At 37.4% G+C, this 20,976-nt stretch carries 18 protein-coding genes; all 18 read left to right on the top strand.

The annotated features are described in order from the left end of the window. Position 1: 1 nt before the first annotated feature. On the top strand, positions 2-1,648 hold the full coding sequence (locus EGT49_RS01080) for a sensor histidine kinase (protein ID WP_135371113.1): 1,647 nt from the start codon (positions 2-4) through the stop codon (positions 1,646-1,648). A 132-nt stretch (positions 1,649-1,780) separates the two neighbouring features. After that, complete coding sequence (locus tag EGT49_RS01075; protein WP_167849715.1) at positions 1,781-2,623, top strand: phosphate ABC transporter substrate-binding protein; 843 nt, start codon at positions 1,781-1,783, stop codon at positions 2,621-2,623. A gap of 1 nt (position 2,624) precedes the next feature. Further along, on the top strand, positions 2,625-3,545 hold the full coding sequence (gene pstC, locus EGT49_RS01070; RefSeq protein ID WP_135371111.1) for a phosphate ABC transporter permease subunit PstC: 921 nt from the start codon (positions 2,625-2,627) through the stop codon (positions 3,543-3,545). Beyond that, positions 3,545-4,432: a phosphate ABC transporter permease PstA gene (gene pstA, locus EGT49_RS01065; protein WP_135371110.1), complete on the top strand. Its 888-nt coding sequence runs from the start codon at positions 3,545-3,547 to the stop codon at positions 4,430-4,432. Before pstC ends, pstA begins: the two co-directional genes overlap by 1 nt. 3 nt (positions 4,433-4,435) lie before the next feature. Next, positions 4,436-5,236 carry a phosphate ABC transporter ATP-binding protein PstB gene (gene pstB / locus EGT49_RS01060; RefSeq protein ID WP_135371109.1) on the top strand — a complete coding sequence of 267 codons (801 nt, stop codon included), beginning with the start codon at positions 4,436-4,438 and terminating at the stop codon, positions 5,234-5,236. A gap of 15 nt (positions 5,237-5,251) precedes the next feature. Then, positions 5,252-6,010 carry a phosphate ABC transporter ATP-binding protein PstB gene (pstB, locus tag EGT49_RS01055; RefSeq protein ID WP_135371108.1) on the top strand — a complete coding sequence of 253 codons (759 nt, stop codon included), beginning with the start codon at positions 5,252-5,254 and terminating at the stop codon, positions 6,008-6,010. A gap of 10 nt (positions 6,011-6,020) precedes the next feature. Continuing rightward, positions 6,021-6,701: a phosphate signaling complex protein PhoU gene (phoU, locus tag EGT49_RS01050; RefSeq protein WP_135371107.1), complete on the top strand. Its 681-nt coding sequence runs from the start codon at positions 6,021-6,023 to the stop codon at positions 6,699-6,701. A 56-nt stretch (positions 6,702-6,757) separates the two neighbouring features. Next, positions 6,758-7,009: a PspC domain-containing protein gene (locus EGT49_RS01045; protein ID WP_135371106.1), complete on the top strand. Its 252-nt coding sequence runs from the start codon at positions 6,758-6,760 to the stop codon at positions 7,007-7,009. 24 nt (positions 7,010-7,033) lie between these two features. Next, entirely contained in the window at positions 7,034-7,399 is a 366-nt protein-coding gene (locus EGT49_RS01040; RefSeq protein ID WP_135371105.1) for a phage holin family protein, read from the top strand. 63 nt (positions 7,400-7,462) lie between these two features. Then, positions 7,463-8,428 carry an HPr(Ser) kinase/phosphatase gene (gene hprK, locus EGT49_RS01035; protein WP_135371104.1) on the top strand — a complete coding sequence of 322 codons (966 nt, stop codon included), beginning with the start codon at positions 7,463-7,465 and terminating at the stop codon, positions 8,426-8,428. Further along, positions 8,428-9,243 (top strand): prolipoprotein diacylglyceryl transferase, encoded by an 816-nt coding sequence (lgt, locus tag EGT49_RS01030; RefSeq protein WP_135371103.1) that lies wholly within the window; start codon positions 8,428-8,430, stop codon positions 9,241-9,243. The genes hprK and lgt overlap by 1 nt, the downstream gene beginning before the upstream one ends. Before the next feature lie 65 nt (positions 9,244-9,308). After that, complete coding sequence (gene trxB, locus EGT49_RS01025; protein WP_135371102.1) at positions 9,309-10,250, top strand: thioredoxin-disulfide reductase; 942 nt, start codon at positions 9,309-9,311, stop codon at positions 10,248-10,250. Positions 10,251-10,428: 178 nt separating this feature from the next. Next, a complete protein-coding gene (locus tag EGT49_RS01020) occupies positions 10,429-10,683 on the top strand; it encodes a helix-turn-helix domain-containing protein (protein ID WP_135371101.1) in 255 nt (84 codons plus the stop codon). Positions 10,684-10,814: 131 nt separating this feature from the next. Next, positions 10,815-12,533 (top strand): phospho-sugar mutase, encoded by a 1,719-nt coding sequence (locus tag EGT49_RS01015; protein WP_135371100.1) that lies wholly within the window; start codon positions 10,815-10,817, stop codon positions 12,531-12,533. An 832-nt stretch (positions 12,534-13,365) separates the two neighbouring features. Then, entirely contained in the window at positions 13,366-14,658 is a 1,293-nt protein-coding gene (locus EGT49_RS01010; RefSeq protein WP_135371099.1) for an alkaline phosphatase family protein, read from the top strand. Positions 14,659-14,667: 9 nt separating this feature from the next. After that, a complete protein-coding gene (locus EGT49_RS01005; protein WP_135371098.1) occupies positions 14,668-15,912 on the top strand; it encodes an MFS transporter in 1,245 nt (414 codons plus the stop codon). A 118-nt stretch (positions 15,913-16,030) separates the two neighbouring features. Continuing rightward, complete coding sequence (gene uvrB / locus EGT49_RS01000) at positions 16,031-18,037, top strand: excinuclease ABC subunit UvrB (RefSeq protein ID WP_135371097.1); 2,007 nt, start codon at positions 16,031-16,033, stop codon at positions 18,035-18,037. A 5-nt stretch (positions 18,038-18,042) separates the two neighbouring features. Beyond that, positions 18,043-20,892 (top strand): excinuclease ABC subunit UvrA, encoded by a 2,850-nt coding sequence (gene uvrA / locus EGT49_RS00995; protein ID WP_135371096.1) that lies wholly within the window; start codon positions 18,043-18,045, stop codon positions 20,890-20,892. The last annotated feature ends 84 nt before the right edge of the window (positions 20,893-20,976 follow it).

Here is a 20,976-nt window from a genome sequence, read left to right as displayed (position 1 = left end):
GATGAGAAGGAAAATAGGACCCATTATTGCTATTTTGATTTCGGTAGTTATCTTTATTGTGTTAGTAATTTTTTCAGATACCATTTTGCGTGATTCACAAAAGGATATGTTTACTGAAGAAACAATTTCTTACCAAGAATTGAGAAAGAATCATCAGCCAGAGACTGCCGCCAAGATTGCTGGCTTAGAGTATGTTGACTCTAATCAAGAAAGTACTTATCTTGAGAAGAAAGCTTATGACATGTTCCATCGTGGACGTGTTGCACCTGGTAAAAATTATGTTTCAGATACAGGTATTAACGAAAGAATTATGTACTATATGTCAGGATCCCGTTATGTAGTGGCAAAACGCTATAAACGCTTGTGGAGTCAGGCACCATTAACATTTGTTTTAATTGCCTTGATGTACTTTGTCATTACTGATTCAGTTATTCTTTTCTATTATCGTAAGCGTCAAATGCTCAGCAAAGACATTCAAAGTGTGACTGAGAATTTAAGACGTGTTCGTAAAAATAAAGAGATGTCTTCACTGATTCTATCTCCAGATGACGAGTTATATGGCCTAGTTGAACAAACTAATAAAATCAGTATGGACATTAATGAATTACGAGACGATGTCCGTTTGCGTGAACGGAGATTTCGTGGATTGGTTGGTCACTTGCCCATTGGGGTCATGTTGTTGAATTCACAAGGTGATGTATTGATGCACAATCAAGCGATGGCCTCACTACTAGATGTCAATATTTCCAGTGATATTCATCCCTTCATCGAAGATATCAAGACTTACAGTCTAAGTCGGATGATCGAGCACACTTTGAAGAAAAACAAGAATCATCATCGAGAAATTCAGTTAGTCGGCAATTCGCAAAAGTACGTCGATGCCAATGTAATTCGCTTAGTACATACGCGTGAAGATTTCGACCAACAAGTTTTAGTTATTTTGTATGATTTGACACAGAGTCGCCAAATTGAACGGATGCAAGTCGATTTCGTCAACAATGTCAGCCACGAATTGAAGACACCAGTAACCTCAATCGAAGGCTTTTCAGAAACATTGTTGGCTGGTGCAAAAGATGACCCTGAGAAATTGGATCACTTCTTAAAGATCATTCACAGTGAAAGCATTAGGTTAACTGAATTGATTCAGGATATTTTATCCCTATCACGCGTCAAGAAGGTTAATCCGAAAGTTGAATTGATCAACTTGCACACCGATATCGATAAGATACTTGAGCAACAGTCCTTAGCGATTAAGAACCATCATTTAACGATCAATAAGAAGTTCTTCGGCAATGAAGAAGTAACGATTAATAAAGAGAAAATCAATCTTATTTTCCGTAATTTAATCAAAAATGCTATTTCTTATAACAAGGAAAATGGTTCAATTGATATTGAATTGCATCATGATGAGATTGAAAATCGTTTGAAATTTGTCATTACTGATACAGGAATTGGTATTTCTGAAGCTGATCAAGGTAGGATTTTTGAAAGATTTTATCGAGTTGATCGTTCTAGAAGTTTGGAAACGGGTGGTACCGGTCTAGGATTAGCCATCGTTAAAGAAACTTTGGATACTTTGGACGGTGACATTCGTTTGGAATCACATATCGGATTAGGAACTACCTTTACTGTCAATATCCCATTATAAAAATTTTGCCACGATAAAATAATTTATTTTATCATGGCATTTTTTTATACAAAAAATATACATTGTTGTACTATCCTAGATAGGATAGAGGTGAGAACATTGAAAAAAAGACTTGTCGCATTATTTGCAATTATGTTTAGTAGCGTTTTTATACTAGCTGGTTGCAAAGGCACCACAAGCCAACAAACTATTACAGCAGTTGGGTCTTCAGCTGCTCAACCGTTAGTCGAACTTGCCGGGGAAGAATTCACTAAGAGTAATCCTAACGAGTATGTAAACGTCCAAGGAGGCGGAACCGGAACAGGACTGAGCCAGATTCAACAAGGGGCTGTAAATATCGGTAATTCTGATCTGTATGCAGAGCAGAAAAAAGATATTGATGCCACAAAACTTGTTGATCATCGAATCGCTGCAGTAGGTATGGTTCCCGTAGTTAACAAAGACGTAAAGGTTAAATCCTTGACCTTAAAGCAATTGAAACAAATTTTTTCTGGTCAAGTTAAGAATTGGAAACAAGTTGGCGGACAAGATCTTCCAATTACTATTATTAATCGTGCCGATGGTAGTGGTACTCGTTCATCATTCGAGAGTGATGTCATGGCGGGTACACCATTTGTTCGGGCACAAGAACAAGATTCTAGCGGGATGGTTAGACAAATTGTCTACAATACGGCTGGGGCGATTAGTTATTTAGCTATGCCATATTTAAACGATACCGTGAAAACTATTAATGTCGATGGCGTAAAACCAACGATTGAAAATATTGAAACTAATAAGTGGAAGATTTGGTCATACGAGCATTTATATACCAATGGTAAACCAACGGGAATGACGAAGAGATTCCTTGATTTTATTATGACTGATGAAGTTCAAAAGAATGTTGTTAAAAAGATGAATTATGTTCCAATGAAGGATATGCAGTATCAAAAAGACTATAAGGGCAATGTTACGCCCGTTTCGAAGGGGGTAAAATAATTTGAAAGATCCGATTAAGGAGAGTTTAACTAAGAAATCTGTTTCAGCTAAAAGGGAAACTCGGGGTAAAATTATTTCTTTCAGTTTTACTGCCATCATTGTTATTTTAGTCGTTACTATTATTGGTTTTGTCGCTTCCAGGGGTGTACTGATTTTTATTAAAGATGGTGTCAATCCAATTGATTTCTTAACACACTCAGTTTGGGCTCCAAATAAATTAGATAGTGCCGGTCATCCAATCGTCGGAGCTGCTCCAATGATCGTCGGTTCGTTTTCAGTGACGCTGATTGCAGCCTTGATAGGGACTCCTTTTGCGATTGCGGCCGCTTTGTTTATGACCGAGATTTCTCCAAAATGGGGCCGAAAAATTTTACAACCAGTAATTGAACTATTAGTCGGGATTCCTTCAGTAGTTTATGGATTTATTGGTTTAACGATTGTTGTGCCATTTGTGAGAAAAATTGCTGGCGGTAGTGGTTTTGGTATTCTAGCGGGATCATTTGTATTATTTGTAATGATCTTGCCAACCATCACTTCAATGTCAGTCGATGCTTTAAAAGCAGTTCCTAGATATTATCGTGAAGCTTCTTTAGCCTTGGGTGCTACTAGATGGCAAACGATTCATAAAGTTGTTTTGAGAGCTGCCACACCAGGAATTTTGACAGCAGTTGTTTTTGGAATGGCAAGAGCATTTGGTGAAGCTTTAGCGGTGCAAATGGTAATTGGTAATGCAATGTTATTACCACAAAATCTTGTTTCACCGTCATCGACTTTAACTAGTGTCTTGACGATGAATATGGGAAATACGATTATGGGTTCAACGGCCAATAATGCACTTTGGTCATTGGCACTCTTACTATTATTAATGTCACTTCTCTTTAACTTTGTTATTAGAAGGATTGCCAAGCGGGGTGAATTTTAATGTTTAATGAAAAGACGAAAGATAAAATTGCAACTGGCGTAATTTACTTTATGTCAGGTGTGATCGTTCTGATTTTGATTGGTTTATTAGTTTACATCCTTGGCAGTGGTTTACGTTATGTTAATTGGCATTTTCTAACTTCTGGCTCAAAAGCTTTTCAAGCTGGTAGTGGTGTGGGGATTCAACTGTTTAATTCATTTTTCCTATTGATTTTATCAATGCTGATTTCCATTCCAATTTCAATAGCAGCCGGAATTTATTTGTCAGAATATGCCGGTAAAAATAAATTGGTTGAATTGATTAGAGTTTCAATTGAAGTTCTAAGTTCTTTACCATCAATCGTAGTTGGATTGTTTGGTTTCTTGATTTTCGTAATTAGTTTCAAATTTGGCTTTTCAATTCTCTCAGGTGCGTTGACACTGACAGTGTTTAACTTGCCAATTTTAACGAGAAACGTTGAAGATTCTTTGCAGTCAGTCTCGCAATCACAAAGAGAAGCTGGCTTAGCTTTAGGACTTTCTAAGTGGGAAACTGTGATTCACGTAATTATTCCTGACAGTTTACCAGGAATTATCACAGGGATGATTATCGGTGCCGGAAGAGTTTTCGGTGAAGCCGCAGCTTTGATTTACACGGCTGGTCAGAGTGCTCCGCCACTAGATTTTACTAATTTCAATGTTTTCAGTATTACGAGTCCTTTGAACCTGATGCGTCCGGCGGAGACTTTGGCAGTGCATATTTGGAAGGTTAACTCTGAAGGTTTGATTCCTGATGCGGTCCAAGTTTCTGCAGGGGCTTCAGCAGTTTTGATCATTGCCGTATTAGTTTTCAATTTACTTGCAAGATATATTGGCAATTTAGTTTACAAAAAGATGACGGGTGAATAATATATGACTGAACAAACGGAACACATCCTTCATTTGGATGAAGATAAACATGAAATCGCCATGAAAACAGAAGATCTGCAAGTGTTTTATGGCGAGAAGGAAGCGATTCATAAGGCATCTATTCAATTTGAAAGATACAAAATAACTTCACTGATTGGAGCTTCTGGATCAGGTAAGTCAACTTTTCTCAGATCATTGAACCGGATGAACGATAACGTTGAAGGTGCAACGGTCAAAGGAAAAATTATGTATCGTGGTTTAGATATCAATAAGGATAACGTTGATATTTATGAAGTTAGAAAACATATCGGCATGGTTTTTCAACGCCCGAATCCTTTTTCAAAATCAATTTATGACAATATTACTTTTGCTTTGAAACGTCACGGATTGCACGATAAGGATAAGCTTGATGAAATTGTTGAAACGACTTTGAAACAGGCTTCGCTTTGGGACCAAGTTAAAGATGATCTCAATAAGAGCGCTTTAGCGTTATCTGGTGGACAACAACAACGTTTGTGTATTGCCAGAGCGATTGCTATGAAACCCGATATTTTATTGATGGATGAACCAGCCAGTGCTTTGGATCCAATTTCAACTTCCAATGTTGAGGAGACGATGCTGAATCTAAAAGATCAATTTACGATTATCATCGTGACTCACAACATGCAACAGGCGGCTAGAATTAGCGATTATACAGCCTTTTTCCACTTGGGGCACGCAGTAGAATTTGATGAGACAAGAAAAATCTTTACACGTCCGAAAGTTAAATTGACTGAGGACTATGTTTCAGGACATTTTGGATAGGAGCGAGATTCAATCGTGGCAAAAAAAATTTTAACATCTTCCGATGTACATTTATTTTATGGAAAAAAAGAAGCTTTAAAGGGTATTAATTTAGATTTTAATAAAAATGAGATCACAGCTTTGATCGGTCCTTCCGGATGTGGTAAGTCGACTTATTTAAGATGTTTGAACCGGATGAATGATTTAATCCCTGATGTAACGATCACTGGAACTATTTCATTGAATGGTAAAAATATATACTCTCCAAATGTCGATACAGTAGCACTTAGAAAACAAGTGGGGATGGTTTTTCAACAACCTAATCCGTTTCCGTTCTCAATTTATGATAATGTTATCTATGGATTAAGATTGGCCGGAGTTAAGGATAAGGCAGTTTTGGATGAAGCTGTTGAAACTAGTTTGAAAAATGCTGCTGTTTGGGATGATGTCAAAGATAAACTTCATCAGAGTGCTTTGTCGTTATCTGGTGGACAACAACAAAGAGTATGTATTGCTAGAGTTTTAGCGGTGAAACCTGATATTATTTTATTAGACGAACCAACTAGTGCTTTGGATCCTATTTCGTCATCTAAAGTGGAAGATACAATGTTAAATTTACGTGAGGATTATACGATTATTACTGTTACGCATAATATGCAACAAGCTTCGAGAATATCCGATCAAACCGCTTTCTTCCTAAATGGAGAATTAATTGAGGCGGATAAAACAAAAAATATTTTCTTAAATCCAAAGGAAAAGGAAACTGAAGATTACATTTCAGGAAAATTCGGTTAGGAGAAAAAAGATGCGCACTACTTTCGAAGAACAATTAAATAACTTACATTTACGCTTCTCAGAAATGGGCATGATGGCCAGTGAAGCTATTATGAAATCAGTTAAGGCATACATTGATCACGATAAATCTTTGGCTAAAGAAGTTATCAAAAATGATCACGTGATCAACAAACGCGAGATGGACCTGGAAAAAGAATCTTTCGAAATGATTGCTTTACAACAACCAGTTACATCTGATTTAAGAATGATCGTAACTGTTTTGAAGGCAAGTTCTGATTTGGAAAGAATGGGCGATCATGCGGTAAGTATTGCTTCAGAAACAATTCGAGTTAAAGGCGAGACTAGAATTCCTGAAATTGAGAAATTGATTGCGGAAATGGGTGAAATGAGTACTAGTATCGTTGAAGACTCACTTGAAGCTTACTTGAAAAAAGACAGTAAAATGGCTGAAGAAGTGGCCCACCGTGACGTTGAGATCGATGCAAAGAGTACCTTGATCAATGAATTATGTATTAAAGATATGCAAAAGACAGTTGAAAATGTTTTAAGTGGCTCATCTTACATGCTAGTTGCCAGTTACTTGGAACGTGTTGGTGATTACGCAACTAATATTTGTGAGTGGGTAGTTTACTTAAATACCGGACATGTGGTAGAACTGAATCGGAAGCATATTCCTAATGTTGACGAGTAAAATTGCTAAATTAGTGAATATGTAGTATATTTTTGAACAAGTTGAGGTGAAAACTTATGAATAAAAGACTCACAAGATCAAGTACCGATCGAATGTTGGCTGGTGTTTGTGGTGGTTTAGGAGCTTTCTTTGGGATAGACTCAACTTGGATTCGTTTAGCGTTTATCTTCTTATTACCATTTACTTATTTTTTGCCAGCCTTGGTATATGTTATCAGCGTTTTTTTAATCCCAGAAAAGCGAAATATCCAAGAAACGGATTATAATCGGACTAAACGTAGAATGAAATCACCGAAGAAATATTATTGATTCGAAAAAGAATGAGGGTATGAAATGAGGTTACTAATAAAAGTGGCAATCCAGACACTATTGTTTATTGCAATCGCACGTCTGTTGCCCAATATGTTTATCGTTGATAGTTTAGCTACAGCGATTATTGCTAGTTTTGTCCTAGTAATTTTGAATTGGACTATCAAGCCGATTTTACATATTATTTCGTTACCGATCACGTTTATAACTTTTGGTTTGTTTTCGTTTGTCATTAATGCCATCACACTCGAGATGACTTCATCGTTAGTTGGATCAAGCAGCTTTAATTTTAATGGATTTGGTTCAGCGCTTGTCGTAGCAGTGATTTTGGCAATTTGTCATTCGATTATTAATAGTTATACGATGGATAATTTTCAAAGACGCGTTTAGAACGCGTTTTTTTGTTTCTAAAATGATAAAATTATTATAAATATGAATCAACGGGGGTTAGCAATGACAAATTTTGTTACTGTGTATCAAATGGTAAAAGATAATGAATTGAAGGTTTATGCTGGAGAAGAGTTATTAAAAGAGAAGAAGGTTATTACAACTGATATTTCTCGTCCAGGAATCGAATTAACTGGTTATTTTGATTATTATCCAAGTGAACGGATTCAATTGTTTGGTCAAACGGAAACAGCTTATTCACGTTCAATGACTGCCAATAATCGTTATAAAGTTATGTTGGAGATCTGTCGTGAAGACACACCAGTTTTGTTAATTTCGAGAAATATTCAACCTAGTAAAGAACTACTTAAAGCTGCCAAGGAACACCGCGTTCCTGTAATTGGTTCGGAATTACCAACAACTAGACTTTCCAGTATGATTACCGAATATTTGGATGAAAAGCTAGCTCCTAGAGAGTCAATCCATGGTGTTTTAGTCGATGTTTATGGAATTGGAATCCTCTTGACTGGACATTCTGGGATTGGTAAGAGTGAAACAGCTTTGGAGCTTATCAAACGTGGTCACCGCTTGATTGCTGATGATCGTGTTGACGTTTATCAACGTGATGAGAAAACAATCGTTGGTGAAGCACCGAAAATTTTGAATCACCTACTAGAAATTCGTGGAATTGGAATTATCGATGTGATGAATCTCTTTGGTGCCGGAGCCGTTCGTTCACAAAGTGAGATTCAATTGATCATTAATTTGGAAAATTGGTCAGCAGACAAGAATTACGATCGAATTGGAACTTTGGAAGAGAGTCGCGCTTTCTTTGATGTCGACGTACCACAAATTACCGTCCCCGTTAAAGTTGGTCGAAACATTTCTATTATTATCGAAGTTGCAGCAATGAACTATCGTGCAAAGAAGATGGGTTATGACGCAACAAAGAAATTCGAAGATAATCTTGGTTTGCTGATTAAGGAAAATGAAGCAAAAACTAAGTCGGAAAAAGATGGAGAAGGTAAGTAATGATTTTTGATTTATTAGCATTAAATCCAATTGCACTACAATTAGGTGGATTAGAAATTCACTGGTATGGTGTCATTATTGCCATGGGGGCGCTGATTGGTGTCATCATGGCTATGAGAGAGGCCAAGAGGAAACATTTAGATCCAGATAATATTTTGGATTTAGTTTTGTATGGAGTACCAATCGCTCTAGTCGGAGCAAGAATTTATTATGTGATTTTCCGATTGCCTTATTATATGGCCTATCCGGGAGAAATTATTAAAATTTGGCACGGAGGAATCGCCATTTATGGTGGTTTGATCGCCGCATTTATCGTGTTGCTAGTTTTGTGTAAGAAACGTAATATTTCTCCTTGGTTAATGTTAGATATTGCTGCCCCATCAGTTTTATTCGGACAGATAGTTGGTCGCTGGGGTAATTTTATGAACCAAGAGGCCTTTGGTGCAAAGACAACCTTGGATTTCTTGCAATCGTTACATTTACCACATTTTATAGTTGAACAGATGTATATCAATGGAGCTTACCGTCAGCCCACTTTTCTCTATGAATCAATGGGAAATTTGATAGGTTTAGTATTGATTTTAGTGTTACGCAATCGTAAACATCTGTTAAAACGTGGTGAAGTATTTTTAAGTTATTTAATTTGGTATCCAGCAGTGCGCTTCTTTGTTGAAGGGATGAGAACTGATAGTTTATATATTTTACCTGGTGTAAGAGTTTCTCAGATTCTATCATTGGTCTTATTCGTTGCTGCAATTGGTATCTGGATTTATCGTCGAAAGATGTTAGATGACCCTTGGTATAATGAGTTGTGAGCAATCTAATTGATAAATCGAAAATTAATGGTAATATTTGTTGAGTAATAGGAGGTATTTCGACGATGAAATCATATGATGTAGTAATTATTGGGGCAGGTCCTGGTGGATTAACCGCTGCTCTTTATGCTTCACGTGCTAACTTGTCAGTTATGATTCTTGATCGTGGTATTTATGGTGGACAAATGAACAACACCGCTGCGATTGAAAATTACCCTGGCTTTGAATCAATTTTGGGACCAGATTTGAGTGAAAAGATGTATAAATCTTCAACTCAATTCGGTGCCGACTTTGGTTATGGCGCAGTTGAATCCGTTGAAGATAAGGGTGATACAAAGATCATTCACACTGATGACGGAGATTATGAAGCAAAAGCTTTGATTATCGCAACTGGTTCACAATATAAGAAAATTGGGGTTCCTGGTGAAAATGAATTATCAGGACGTGGAGTTTCTTACTGTGCCGTTTGTGATGGTGCATTCTTCAAAGGTCAAGACGTTGCCGTTATCGGTGGTGGCGATTCTGCCGTTGAAGAAGGTATCTATTTAACACAATTAGCCAAGTCTGTAACAATTATTCACCGTCGTGACCAATTACGTGCTCAAAAGATTTTACAAGATCGTGCATTCAAGAATGACAAGATCAAATTTGTTTGGAATGCTGATGTAAAAGAGATCATGAGTGACGATGATAAAGTTTCTGGCGTTAGATACATTGATAAAAAGACTGGCGAAGAACATGTCGTTCCTGCTAAAGGTGCTTTTATCTACGTTGGTATTCAACCAATGACAGCACCTTTCAAAGATTTAGGTGTGCTTGATGAAGCTGGCTGGATCAACACTAATGAACATATGGAAACAAAGGTTCCTGGAATTTTTGCTGTCGGTGATGTTCGTAAAAAAGATTTACGCCAAGTAGCAACAGCTGTTGGTGAAGGTGGTATTGCCGGACAACAAGCTTACAACTACATTCAAGAATTAGCTGACGACTCAGTAGCAACTAAGTAATTAATTTTTACAATTTAAATAATGAGGATTATGAGGTGGAAGTATCCATCTTGTAATCCTTTTTTTATGCTTGTGGCACAAGGATTTTCTAAAAAACGAAAAAATTATTATTAACATATGGATTGAATATAGACATGTTTAAACATATACTATTAGTAAAAGACAGGAAGTGATTCTTATGCGTGAAGTAGTTGATAAAAAAATGAATAAGCTAATGAATGAATCCGGTTTTAATATTGCTCGAAATTTAAAAATTCTCAGAAAAGAAAGAAATGTAACACAAAAGGAAGTTGCTAGACATCTTAATATTGACGTCACAACTTTGTCCCATTATGAAACAGGTATTAGAATGCCAGATATTGACACTTTGATTGCTTTAGCGAAATATTATGACACAGACATCAACAGAATCATCAGTAATAATTTCGACTAATTTGTTTATTTGAAGACAATTTTTAAGGATATTTTAAAAAAAATCTTTTAAACTGTCGTAATCAAATATAAATAGTACTCTATGATTGCTATAATAGTTGTAAGTACTTACAAATTAGGAGGATTTAGTTAATGTCTTGGCAAGATAATATGCAAAAGTGGCTCGACTACAAAGATTTGGATCTTGATATGAAAGAGCAACTAAATGAAATGAAAAAGGATGATAAAGTTGCTGAAGAAGCCTTCTATCAACCTATGGAGTTTGGAACAGCTGGTATGCGTGGATTGATTGGACCTGGTATCAATCGGATGAACATTTACACAGTTCGTCAAGCAGCTGAAGGTTTAGCTTCATTCATGGATACATTGGATGAATCAACTAAAGCTCAAGGTGTTGCAATCAGTTATGATTCACGTTACTATTCACAAGATTTTGCTTATGAATCAGCTAAAGTTCTAGGTGCTCACGGAATTCACAGTTATGTGTTTGACAGTCTCAGACCAACACCAGAATTATCTTTTGCTGTAAGAAGTATTCCAACATATGCTGGTATTATGATTACAGCTAGCCACAATCCTAAGCAATACAATGGTTTTAAGATTTATGGTCCAGATGGTGGACAGATGCCACCAAAGGAATCAGATAACATCACTAGCTTTGCTAGAAAAGCTGACGACTTGTTTGCTATTAAAGTAAAGCCAGTCACACAATTAAGAGCCGAAAAACTTTTGACCCTAATTGGTGAAGATGTCGATCTAAACTATATGAAGAATCTTGAAACTGTAATTGTTAACCGTGATTTGATTGAAAACATTGGTGACAAGATGAAGTTCGTCTACTCACCACTTCATGGTACTGGTAAGATGATTGCTCCAAGAATCTTCCAAAAGTTAGGATTTAAAAACTTTAATATGGTGACTGAGCAAGCTATTCTTGATCCAGAATTTGCAACAACGCCATTTCCGAATCCTGAGTTCGCCCAAACTTTTGATTTGGCAATTGAACGAGGTAAAAAGATCGGTGCTAATATTTTAATTGCCACTGATCCTGATGCTGATCGTTTAGGAGCAGCCGTTAGACAACCTGATGGCTCATACAAATTGATGACAGGTAACCAAATTGCTTCAGTGCTTTTGAATTACTTGTTACATGCCAAGAAGGGCCTAAATGCTTTACCTAATAACGGAGCCGTTGTTAAATCAATTGTTTCATCAGAATTAGCAACAGCTATCGCTAATAAATATGATATTAAGATGTTCAATGTTTTAACAGGATTCAAATATATTGCTGAAAAGATTGAACAATTTGAAGAAACAGGAAGTAACGAATTCCTCTTTGGTTTCGAAGAAAGCTATGGCTATCTAGTTAAACCATTCGTTCGTGACAAAGACGCTATGCAATCAACATTGTTGTTGGCAGAAGCTGCCGCTTATTACGAATCAAAAGGTAAGACAATCTATGATGCTCTAGAAGATCTTTACAAAGAATTTGGTTATTATCGTGAAAAGACAATTTCCAAGACATTTGAAGGAATTTCTGGAAAAGATAAGATGGCTAATATCATGAAGACACTTCGTGAAGAAGGAATCGACGAAATTTGCGGTGTAAAAGTCATTGAATCAATCGATTATCTCAATGATACTGACAAGACAGCTGAAGGTACTAAAGAAACAGGCTTACCAAAGGCCGATGTTCTGAAGTATGTTTTAGCAGACGACACATGGGTAGCTGCCAGACCTTCTGGTACAGAACCTAAGTTGAAGTTCTATGTTGGCGTTAAGAGCGACACTGAAGAAGGAGCTTCAAAGAAACTAGCAGATTTTGCAAAAGAAATCGAAGGCTGGGAATAAAATTAAATATACTTTAAAGGGACAAGAAAATTCTTGTCTCTTTTTTTGTGGGGTGGGTGAAGTATGCCGTCCTCCATAGCAAAGTCGATTTTGGCAGAACGCTGCCGGCACAACTTTGAGCTTTTTCAAGTTCGGAAAAATCTCAAAGATTGGCCTTCTTGTACGTGCTAAAGCACTAACAAGAATTTGGCGGCTGAGCCAAATCGACTTTGCTATTCCGGACTGAATTTCATTTCTATGTTTTATTTGTTTTCCATTCTTTTAGGAATACCAATTCTATTCAAAAGTAAGGTTTGACACATTAACTAGTTATCGTGCTTCGCTCCATTTAAAAAAGAAGTAACAATAATAAAAGCAATAAAAAGAGAATGTTACTAGACATTGCTAATTACTGATGTTCTAGTAAAAGTCTCTTTTTTTAATATCGTATTAAATCAATCAAAATATTAACGTATTCAGACTATAAAGCAGTAAATTATTTAATCTGAACAGAGGTCTATCTAATTTCCGAATTTACTGGAATACTGCAAAAAACTGAAATTCAGTCTGGAGCAACAGCTCTGGGAAATGCTCAGCCGTGAAATTTTGGTTAGTGCTTTAGCACTTACCGAAAGACCAATCTTGGAGACAATTCCCGGGCCTGGAATTGGCTTCAAGTTGCGTCCACCGCGTTCCAGCGTTTCCCAGAGCTGTTGCGGAAGACGGCATCAACCACCGCCACATCATAAGACAAAATCAAAAATCTGTTCTTATTCTATTTTTTGTATCGTTACAACTCTGTCGTAACTGCGATATAATATTTTCATGTAGTTTGTGAAAAGGGGAAAGAGAATTGTCTAACAATCAACATTTAATTATAATTTCGCTCGATTCTCTAGGATTTAGAGACATTGATGAACACAGATCAGAATTGCCAACTTTGAATAAATTGGTCGAAAGTGGAACCTGGGTCAAAAAGGTTCAAGGAATCTATCCAACTTTGACCTATCCATCACATACATCAATCATTACCGGACAATATCCTAATGTGCACGGAATTGTTAATAACACTAAAATTCAACCAGAACGTCGTTCACCTGATTGGTTCTGGTATCAAAAAGATGTTAAATCAACTACTTTGTACGACTTGGCTCATGAAAAAGGCTTGAAAACAGCAGCTTTTTTGTGGCCCGTTACAGCCGGAAGTAAAATAACTTACAATTTGGCGGAAATTTTTCCTAACCGAATTTGGACTAATCAAGTTCTAGTTTCTTTGAAAGCTAGTTCACCTTTATTCATTTTGGAAATGGATAAGAAGTACGGTAAATTGCGTGATGGGATCAAACAACCACAACTAGATGAATTTATCACTGCTTGTGCGGTTGATACGATTGAAAACAAACAACCAAATTTGACATTGCTGCATTTAGTTGACATGGATAGTATGCGGCATCGTTATGGCGTTCGTTCTGATGAGGCGATGCAAGCTTTGCACCGGCTAGATAAGCACGTTAAACAAGTAATCGATGCTACTAAAAGAGCGGGGACTTTTGAGGATACCAATTTTGTTATCTTGGGTGATCATTATCAAATTAACGTTGATAAAATGATTCACTTGAATACTATGTTTGCTAAGAGAGGTTGGTTGACGGCAAAACCTGATCAAACTTTCAAGAAAAAATGGTCAGTAATGGCTAAGACTTGTGACGGCAGTACTTACATTTATACCCGCAATTTTGACCAAATGGAGCGTCTCAAGGAATTAGTCGCAAGCATCGAAGGTGTGGAAAAGATTTATTCAGCTCAAGAAGCCGCTGCTATGGGAGCTGATCCTAACTGTACCTTGATGGTTGAAGCAAAACCTGGTTACTATTTCACGGATGAAAGCGATCGTCCGCAAGTAGTTGAAAAAGTGTCACCCGAAATGATGGGTAATCCTGACCGCTATCAAGGTGTTCACGGATATCACCCTCAAAAAACGGGTTACAAAACGACAGTTATTTTCAATGGTCCAATGGTTAAAGAGAATCAAACCGTTGAAAAGGCAAACTTGGTGGATGAAGCACCGACCTTTGCAAAGTTGTTAGGCTTAAAGTTTGATCAAAAGATAGCCGGTAACTGTATTGAAGATGTTTTTAGAGAATAGAGGAAATTTATGAGGTTTAATAAAAAACAATGGAGTTGGATTTTTTACGACTGGGCCAATTCGGGCTACGGAATTATTGTTACGACCGCCGTTTTGCCAGTTTACTTTAAATCCGTTGCGCAAAACTCTGGAGTATCAGCTGCCAATGCGACAGCTTTTTGGGGATACGCCAACAGTTTTGGAACATTATTAGTATCAATTTTGGCACCTGTTTTAGGTGCTTTAGCAGATTATCCCCATCATAAAAAGAAGTTGATGAATTACTTTGCCTTTTTGGGAATCATCATGACATTTGGTTTGGCAGTTGTACCTTCGAGCCAATGGCAAATGTTGATAGGTGTGTATATCCTGTCGATAATTGGCTATTCGGCTGGAAATTTGTTTTACGATAGTTTCTTAACTGATGTGGCTGATAATTATGAGATGGATTCAATTTCGTCGAATGGTTATGCTTACGGATATTTAGGTGGAGTCGTGGCGTTTATAATATTCTTAGTGTTACAACTGACTAGCGGCTTTGGGATGTTGTCAAGTTACGGTGTGGCAAGGTGGAGTTTCGTCTTAGCAGCAGTCTGGTGGATAGTCTTTTATCTACCAATGCTAAAAAATGTTCATCAAGTTTATTCTTTACCGGCCAATCCGCATCCGGTCATTTCCAGTTTCAAGCGAGTTTGGGAGACGATGACTCATCTACGTCAATATAAGGCAGCAGCTTGGTTCTTAGTGGCCTATTTCTTCTATATTGATGGGGTCGATACGATTTTTACGATGGCAACTTCAATTGGAATGGATATGGGAATCAATACTACGACTTTGATGTTAGTTTTGTTGGTTGTCCAATTGGTAGCTTTCCCATTTTCCATTTTGTATGGTTGGCTGGCTAATCAAGTTTCAGCTCGTGCCGGTATTTTGTTAGGAATTGTTTTGTATTTTGGCATCTGTCTTTATGCTTTAAAACTAACTACTGCAACAGATTTCTGGATTTTAGCAGTCTTAGTAGGAACTTCGCAAGGTGGAATCCAAGCTTTGAGTCGGTCTTATTTTGGTAAGTTGATTCCTAAAGAATCTGGTAGTGAATTCTTTGGCTTTTATAATATTTTGGGTAAATTTTCAGCAGTTCTAGGACCTATTTTGGTTGGAATCGTGACACAAATCACTGGTAAATCAACGATTGGTGCCGCATCATTGAGTATCTTATTCTTGATTGGTTTGATCATCTTTTTGATGTTACCAAGACTAACAACTTCCGATTAAAATCGTGGCGAAAATATGTTCGCTATGGTAATATAGAGCAAGCGATATACCTGACATTAATTACATCTAATTCGGTGAGTTAGATGTTTTTTTTAGCTCAAAGGGGGTCAATTAATTCGTGATTGATAGAGTAAATGATAATAAGTTTGACTTAGTTTCCAAGTACTCACCTGCTGGGGATCAAGCTCAAGCTATTGATAAGATAACGAAAGATTTTCAAAAAGGTGATAAAGAAGTCGTACTTGAGGGTGCCACTGGGACTGGGAAGACCTTTACCATGGCAAACGTGATCAAGAATCTGAATAAACCAACTTTAATCATCTCGCACAATAAGACTTTAGCTGGCCAATTGTACGGTGAAATGAAAGAATTCTTCCCACACAATGCCGTTGAATATTTTGTGAGTTACTATGATTACTACCAACCAGAAGCTTATGTGCCTTCAAGTGACACGTATATTGAAAAAGATTCTAGTATCAACGATGAAATTGATAAATTACGGCATTCAGCTACTAGTTCACTCTTAGAACGTAATGACGTGATTGTCGTTGCTTCAGTTTCTTGTATTTTCGGTTTAGGTGATCCGAGAGAATATGCGGACAGTATTATTTCTTTGCGGGTTGGACAACAGATTGCTCGTGACACCTTGTTAGAGGAATTAGTCGACAATCAATTCGAACGAAACGATATCGATTTTCAACGTGGAAGATTCAGAGTTCGTGGGGATGTTGTCGATATTTTCCCAGCTTCTCGAGATGACAATGCGATTCGAGTGGAATTTTTCGGAGACGAAATTGATCGAATCATCGAAATGGATGCCTTGACCGGTGAAATCAAAGGTCAAATGGACCATATCGGGATTTTCCCAGCAACTCACTTTATGATCAGTGATTCGAAGATGGATGAAGCTTTGAAACGGATCAAGAATGAAATGGATCAACAAGTGGCTAAATTTACAAAAGAAGGTAAATTGCTTGAAGCTCAACGTATCAAGCAAAGAACTGAATATGATATTGAAATGATGCGGGAAATGGGATATACCTCAGGAATTGAAAACTATTCACGCCACATGGAAGGGCGTGCTGAAGGTGAACCACCATTCACCCTGTTAGATTTCTTCCCTAAGGATTTCAACATTATGATTGATGAATCCCACGTTACTATGCCGCAAGTCCGCGGGATGTACAATGGGGACCGCGCCAGAAAACAAATGTTAGTCGATTACGGTTTCCGCTTGCCAAGTGCATTGGATAACCGTCCATTGAAATTGAATGAATTTGAAAAACATGTCAATCGAATTTTGTATGTTTCAGCTACACCAGGTCCTTATGAACTTGAACGGACTCAAGATAAAGTAGAACAGATCATTCGTCCAACGGGTCTATTGGATCCTAAAATTGAAGTTCGGCCAATTATGGGGCAAATTGATGATTTAGTTGCTGAAATAAATGATCGTGTGGAAAAACATGAACGGGTCTTTGTCACGACTTTGACTAAGAAAATGGCTGAAGATTTGACTGATTACTTCAAAGACTTGGGAATCAAGGTTAGATATTTACACAGTGATATCAAGACTTTGGAAAGAACGAAAATCATCCGTGACTTACGTTTAGGTAAATTTGATGTCTTAATTGGAATCAATTTACTACGAGAAGGAATCGACGTTCCAGAAGTTTCATTGATCGCTATTTTGGATGCTGATAAGGAAGGCTTTTTGAGAGCAGAACGTTCCTTAGTTCAGATCATTGGTCGTGCTTCTAGAAATGAACATGGTAAAGTTATCATGTATGCGGATAGTATTACTGATTCAATGCGTGGTGCAATTGACGCCACCGCTCGTCGTCGTGAGATTCAAGAGAAGTTCAACAAAGAACATCACATCACACCTAAGACGATTGTTAAACCAATTCGTGATGCTATTTCAATGTTCCAAAAGGTTGATAATTCAGAATCAGAGACTGAAAAGATCGATGACGATATCGACTTTAAGGATATGAGTAAGAAAGAACAAAAAGAATTGTTGAAGAATTTAACTGAACAAATGGAAGCAGCTGCTAAGAAACTCGACTTTGAGGCAGCGGCTCACTTACGTGATACGATTTTAGAATTAAAGGCGGAAATGTAATTAATATGTTAAATGATAAAATTGTGATTCATGGTGCACGTGCCCATAATTTAAAAGATATTGATGTAACGATTCCTCGAGATAAGTTAGTCGTTATGACTGGTTTGTCTGGTTCGGGAAAAAGTTCTCTAGCCTTCGATACGTTGTACGCTGAAGGGCAAAGACGTTATGTTGAAAGTCTATCTTCTTATGCACGACAATTTTTAGGACAAATGGATAAACCAGATGTTGATTCGATCGACGGATTGAGTCCAGCTATTTCAATTGATCAGAAGACAACTTCAAAGAATCCTCGTTCGACAGTTGGAACGGTCACCGAAATTAATGACTACTTACGTCTCTTGTGGGCTCGAGTAGGAACACCAATCTGTCCTAACGATGGAACTAAAATTACCAGTCAATCGGCCCAACAGATGGTCGATGCAATTTTGAAATTGGATGAGGGAACTAAACTGCAAATTCTTTCACCAGTTGTTCGTGCTAAACGTGGTCAACACAAAAAAGCCTTGAATCAAATTAAGAAACAAGGTTATGTCAGAATTAGAGTTGATGGCGAAATTCATGACGTTAGTGAAGATATCGAACTGGATAAGAATAAGAAACACAGTATTGACGTGGTAGTCGATCGAATCGTGATCAATGACCATATCAAATCACGCTTGTTCGATTCTGTGGAAGCAGCTTTAAGATTATCCGATGGTTACATGAACGTCGATGTTATTGGTTCAGACATGATGGTCTTTTCAGAAAAGAATGCTTGTCCACTCTGTGGTTTTACTGTTGGTGAACTTGAACCTAGACTATTTTCTTTCAACGCACCATTTGGAGCTTGTGAAAATTGTGACGGTTTAGGAATTAAATTGGAAGTTGACTTGGATTTAGTAATTCCTGATCAATCAAAGACTTTGGCTCAGGGAGCAATTGAACCTTGGAATCCCATCAGTTCACAGTATTATCCAGAAATGTTGGCCCAAGCATGTAAAGAATTCGGAATTGATATGAATACGCCATTTGAGAAGCTGCCACAAAAAGATCAAGATATTATTTTGCATGGATCAGATGGCAAAAACTTCCATTTCCATTATGAAAATGATTTTGGAGGCGTTCGTGATGTTGACGTTGCGTTTGAAGGGGTAATTCCTAATATCAATCGTCGTTATCACGAAACTAACAGTGACTTTACTCGTGAAGTCATGAGAAAGTATATGACTGAACTTACTTGTCCAGTTTGCCACGGTAAACGTTTGAACAAGAAAGCTTTGGCAGTCAAAATTTCTGGCAAGGACATTGCGGAAGTCTCTGACATGTCAATCAAAGATGAACTACCATTCTTTAAAGCAGTCGAGTTTGGTGAACAGAATACGGTTATTGCGAAACCAATTTTAAAAGAGGTCAAAGATCGATTAACTTTCTTGATCAACGTTGGTTTGGAATATTTAACTTTGTCTCGTTCAGCCGGAACATTATCTGGTGGTGAAGCTCAAAGAATTCGTTTAGCAACGCAAATTGGATCAAACTTGTCTGGAGTAATGTACATTCTTGATGAGCCTTCAATTGGTTTGCATCAACGTGATAATGACCGTTTGATTCGTTCATTGAAGAAAATGCGTGATCTCGGTAATACTTTGATCGTGGTTGAACACGATGAGGATACTATGCGCGCTGCCGATTATTTAATCGATGTCGGACCTGGTGCTGGTGAAAATGGTGGTCAGATCGTGGCAGCTGGAACTCCAAGTGAAGTTGAAAAGAATCCTAAATCTTTGACTGGTCAATACTTGGCTGGTAAGAAGTTTATTCCAGTGCCATTGAAACGACGTCCGGGCAATGGGGACTTTGTTGAAGTCTTTGGGGCTCAAGAAAATAATTTGAAGAAATTAAATGTCAAATTTCCATTGGGTAAGTTTATCGTTGTAACTGGAGTTTCTGGTTCCGGTAAATCAACCTTGGTTAATATGATTTTGAAACGGGCTTTGGCACAAAAGATGAACCATAATTCACAAAAGCCAGGTAAATATAAGAAGATAACTGGCTATGAGAATTTGGAAAAGATGATTGCCATTGATCAAAGTCCAATTGGACGTACGCCAAGAAGTAATCCGGCTACTTATACTGGAGTCTTTGATGATATTCGTGATCTCTTTGCTCAAACTAATGAAGCTAAGTTGCGTGGTTACAAGAAAGGTAGATTTTCTTTCAATATTAAAGGTGGCCGTTGTGAAAACTGCCGTGGTGACGGAATTATTAAAATTGAAATGAATTTCTTGCCTGACGTTTACGTGCCCTGTGAAGTTTGTCATGGAACACGTTATAACTCGGAAACTTTGGAAGTTACGTATAAAGGTAAGAACATCGCCCAAGTTCTTGATATGAAGGTTTCTGAAGCATTAGATTTCTTTAGCAATATTCCTAAGATCAAACGTAAGTTGCAAACAATTCAAGATGTTGGGCTAGGTTATGTTTCATTAGGACAATCGGCTACCCAATTATCTGGTGGTGAAGCTCAAAGAATGAAACTGGCTTCTGAACTATATAAGAAGTCAAACGGTAAGAGTTTTTATATCTTAGATGAGCCTACGACTGGTTTACACACTGACGATATCAAACGTCTGTTGGGTGTCTTGCAACGTCTAGTCGATGAAGGCAATACTGTTTTGGTTATTGAACACAATTTAGACGTTGTTAAATCAGCTGACTGGTTGATTGATCTTGGTCCTGAAGGTGGTGAGGGCGGCGGTAAAATCGTTGCTCAAGGAACACCTGAAGATATTATTAAAGTCAAAGATAGTTACACTGGTCAATATCTTAAACCAATCTTGGAACGTGACACTAAACGTACCAAGGATGCGCAATAAAATTTTTATAAAAGTTGTTAAATCGTTTTAAAAGATTTAGCAGCTTTTTTATTTTTAAAAACTGACACGCCCGGCTTGTTATGG

This window comes from Companilactobacillus suantsaicola, assembly GCF_004745525.1.
Taxonomy (GTDB): Bacteria; Bacillota; Bacilli; order Lactobacillales; family Lactobacillaceae; genus Companilactobacillus; species Companilactobacillus suantsaicola.
The sequence above is the reverse complement of the archived record's forward strand: the minus strand, read 5'-3'. Positions and strand labels throughout refer to the sequence as shown.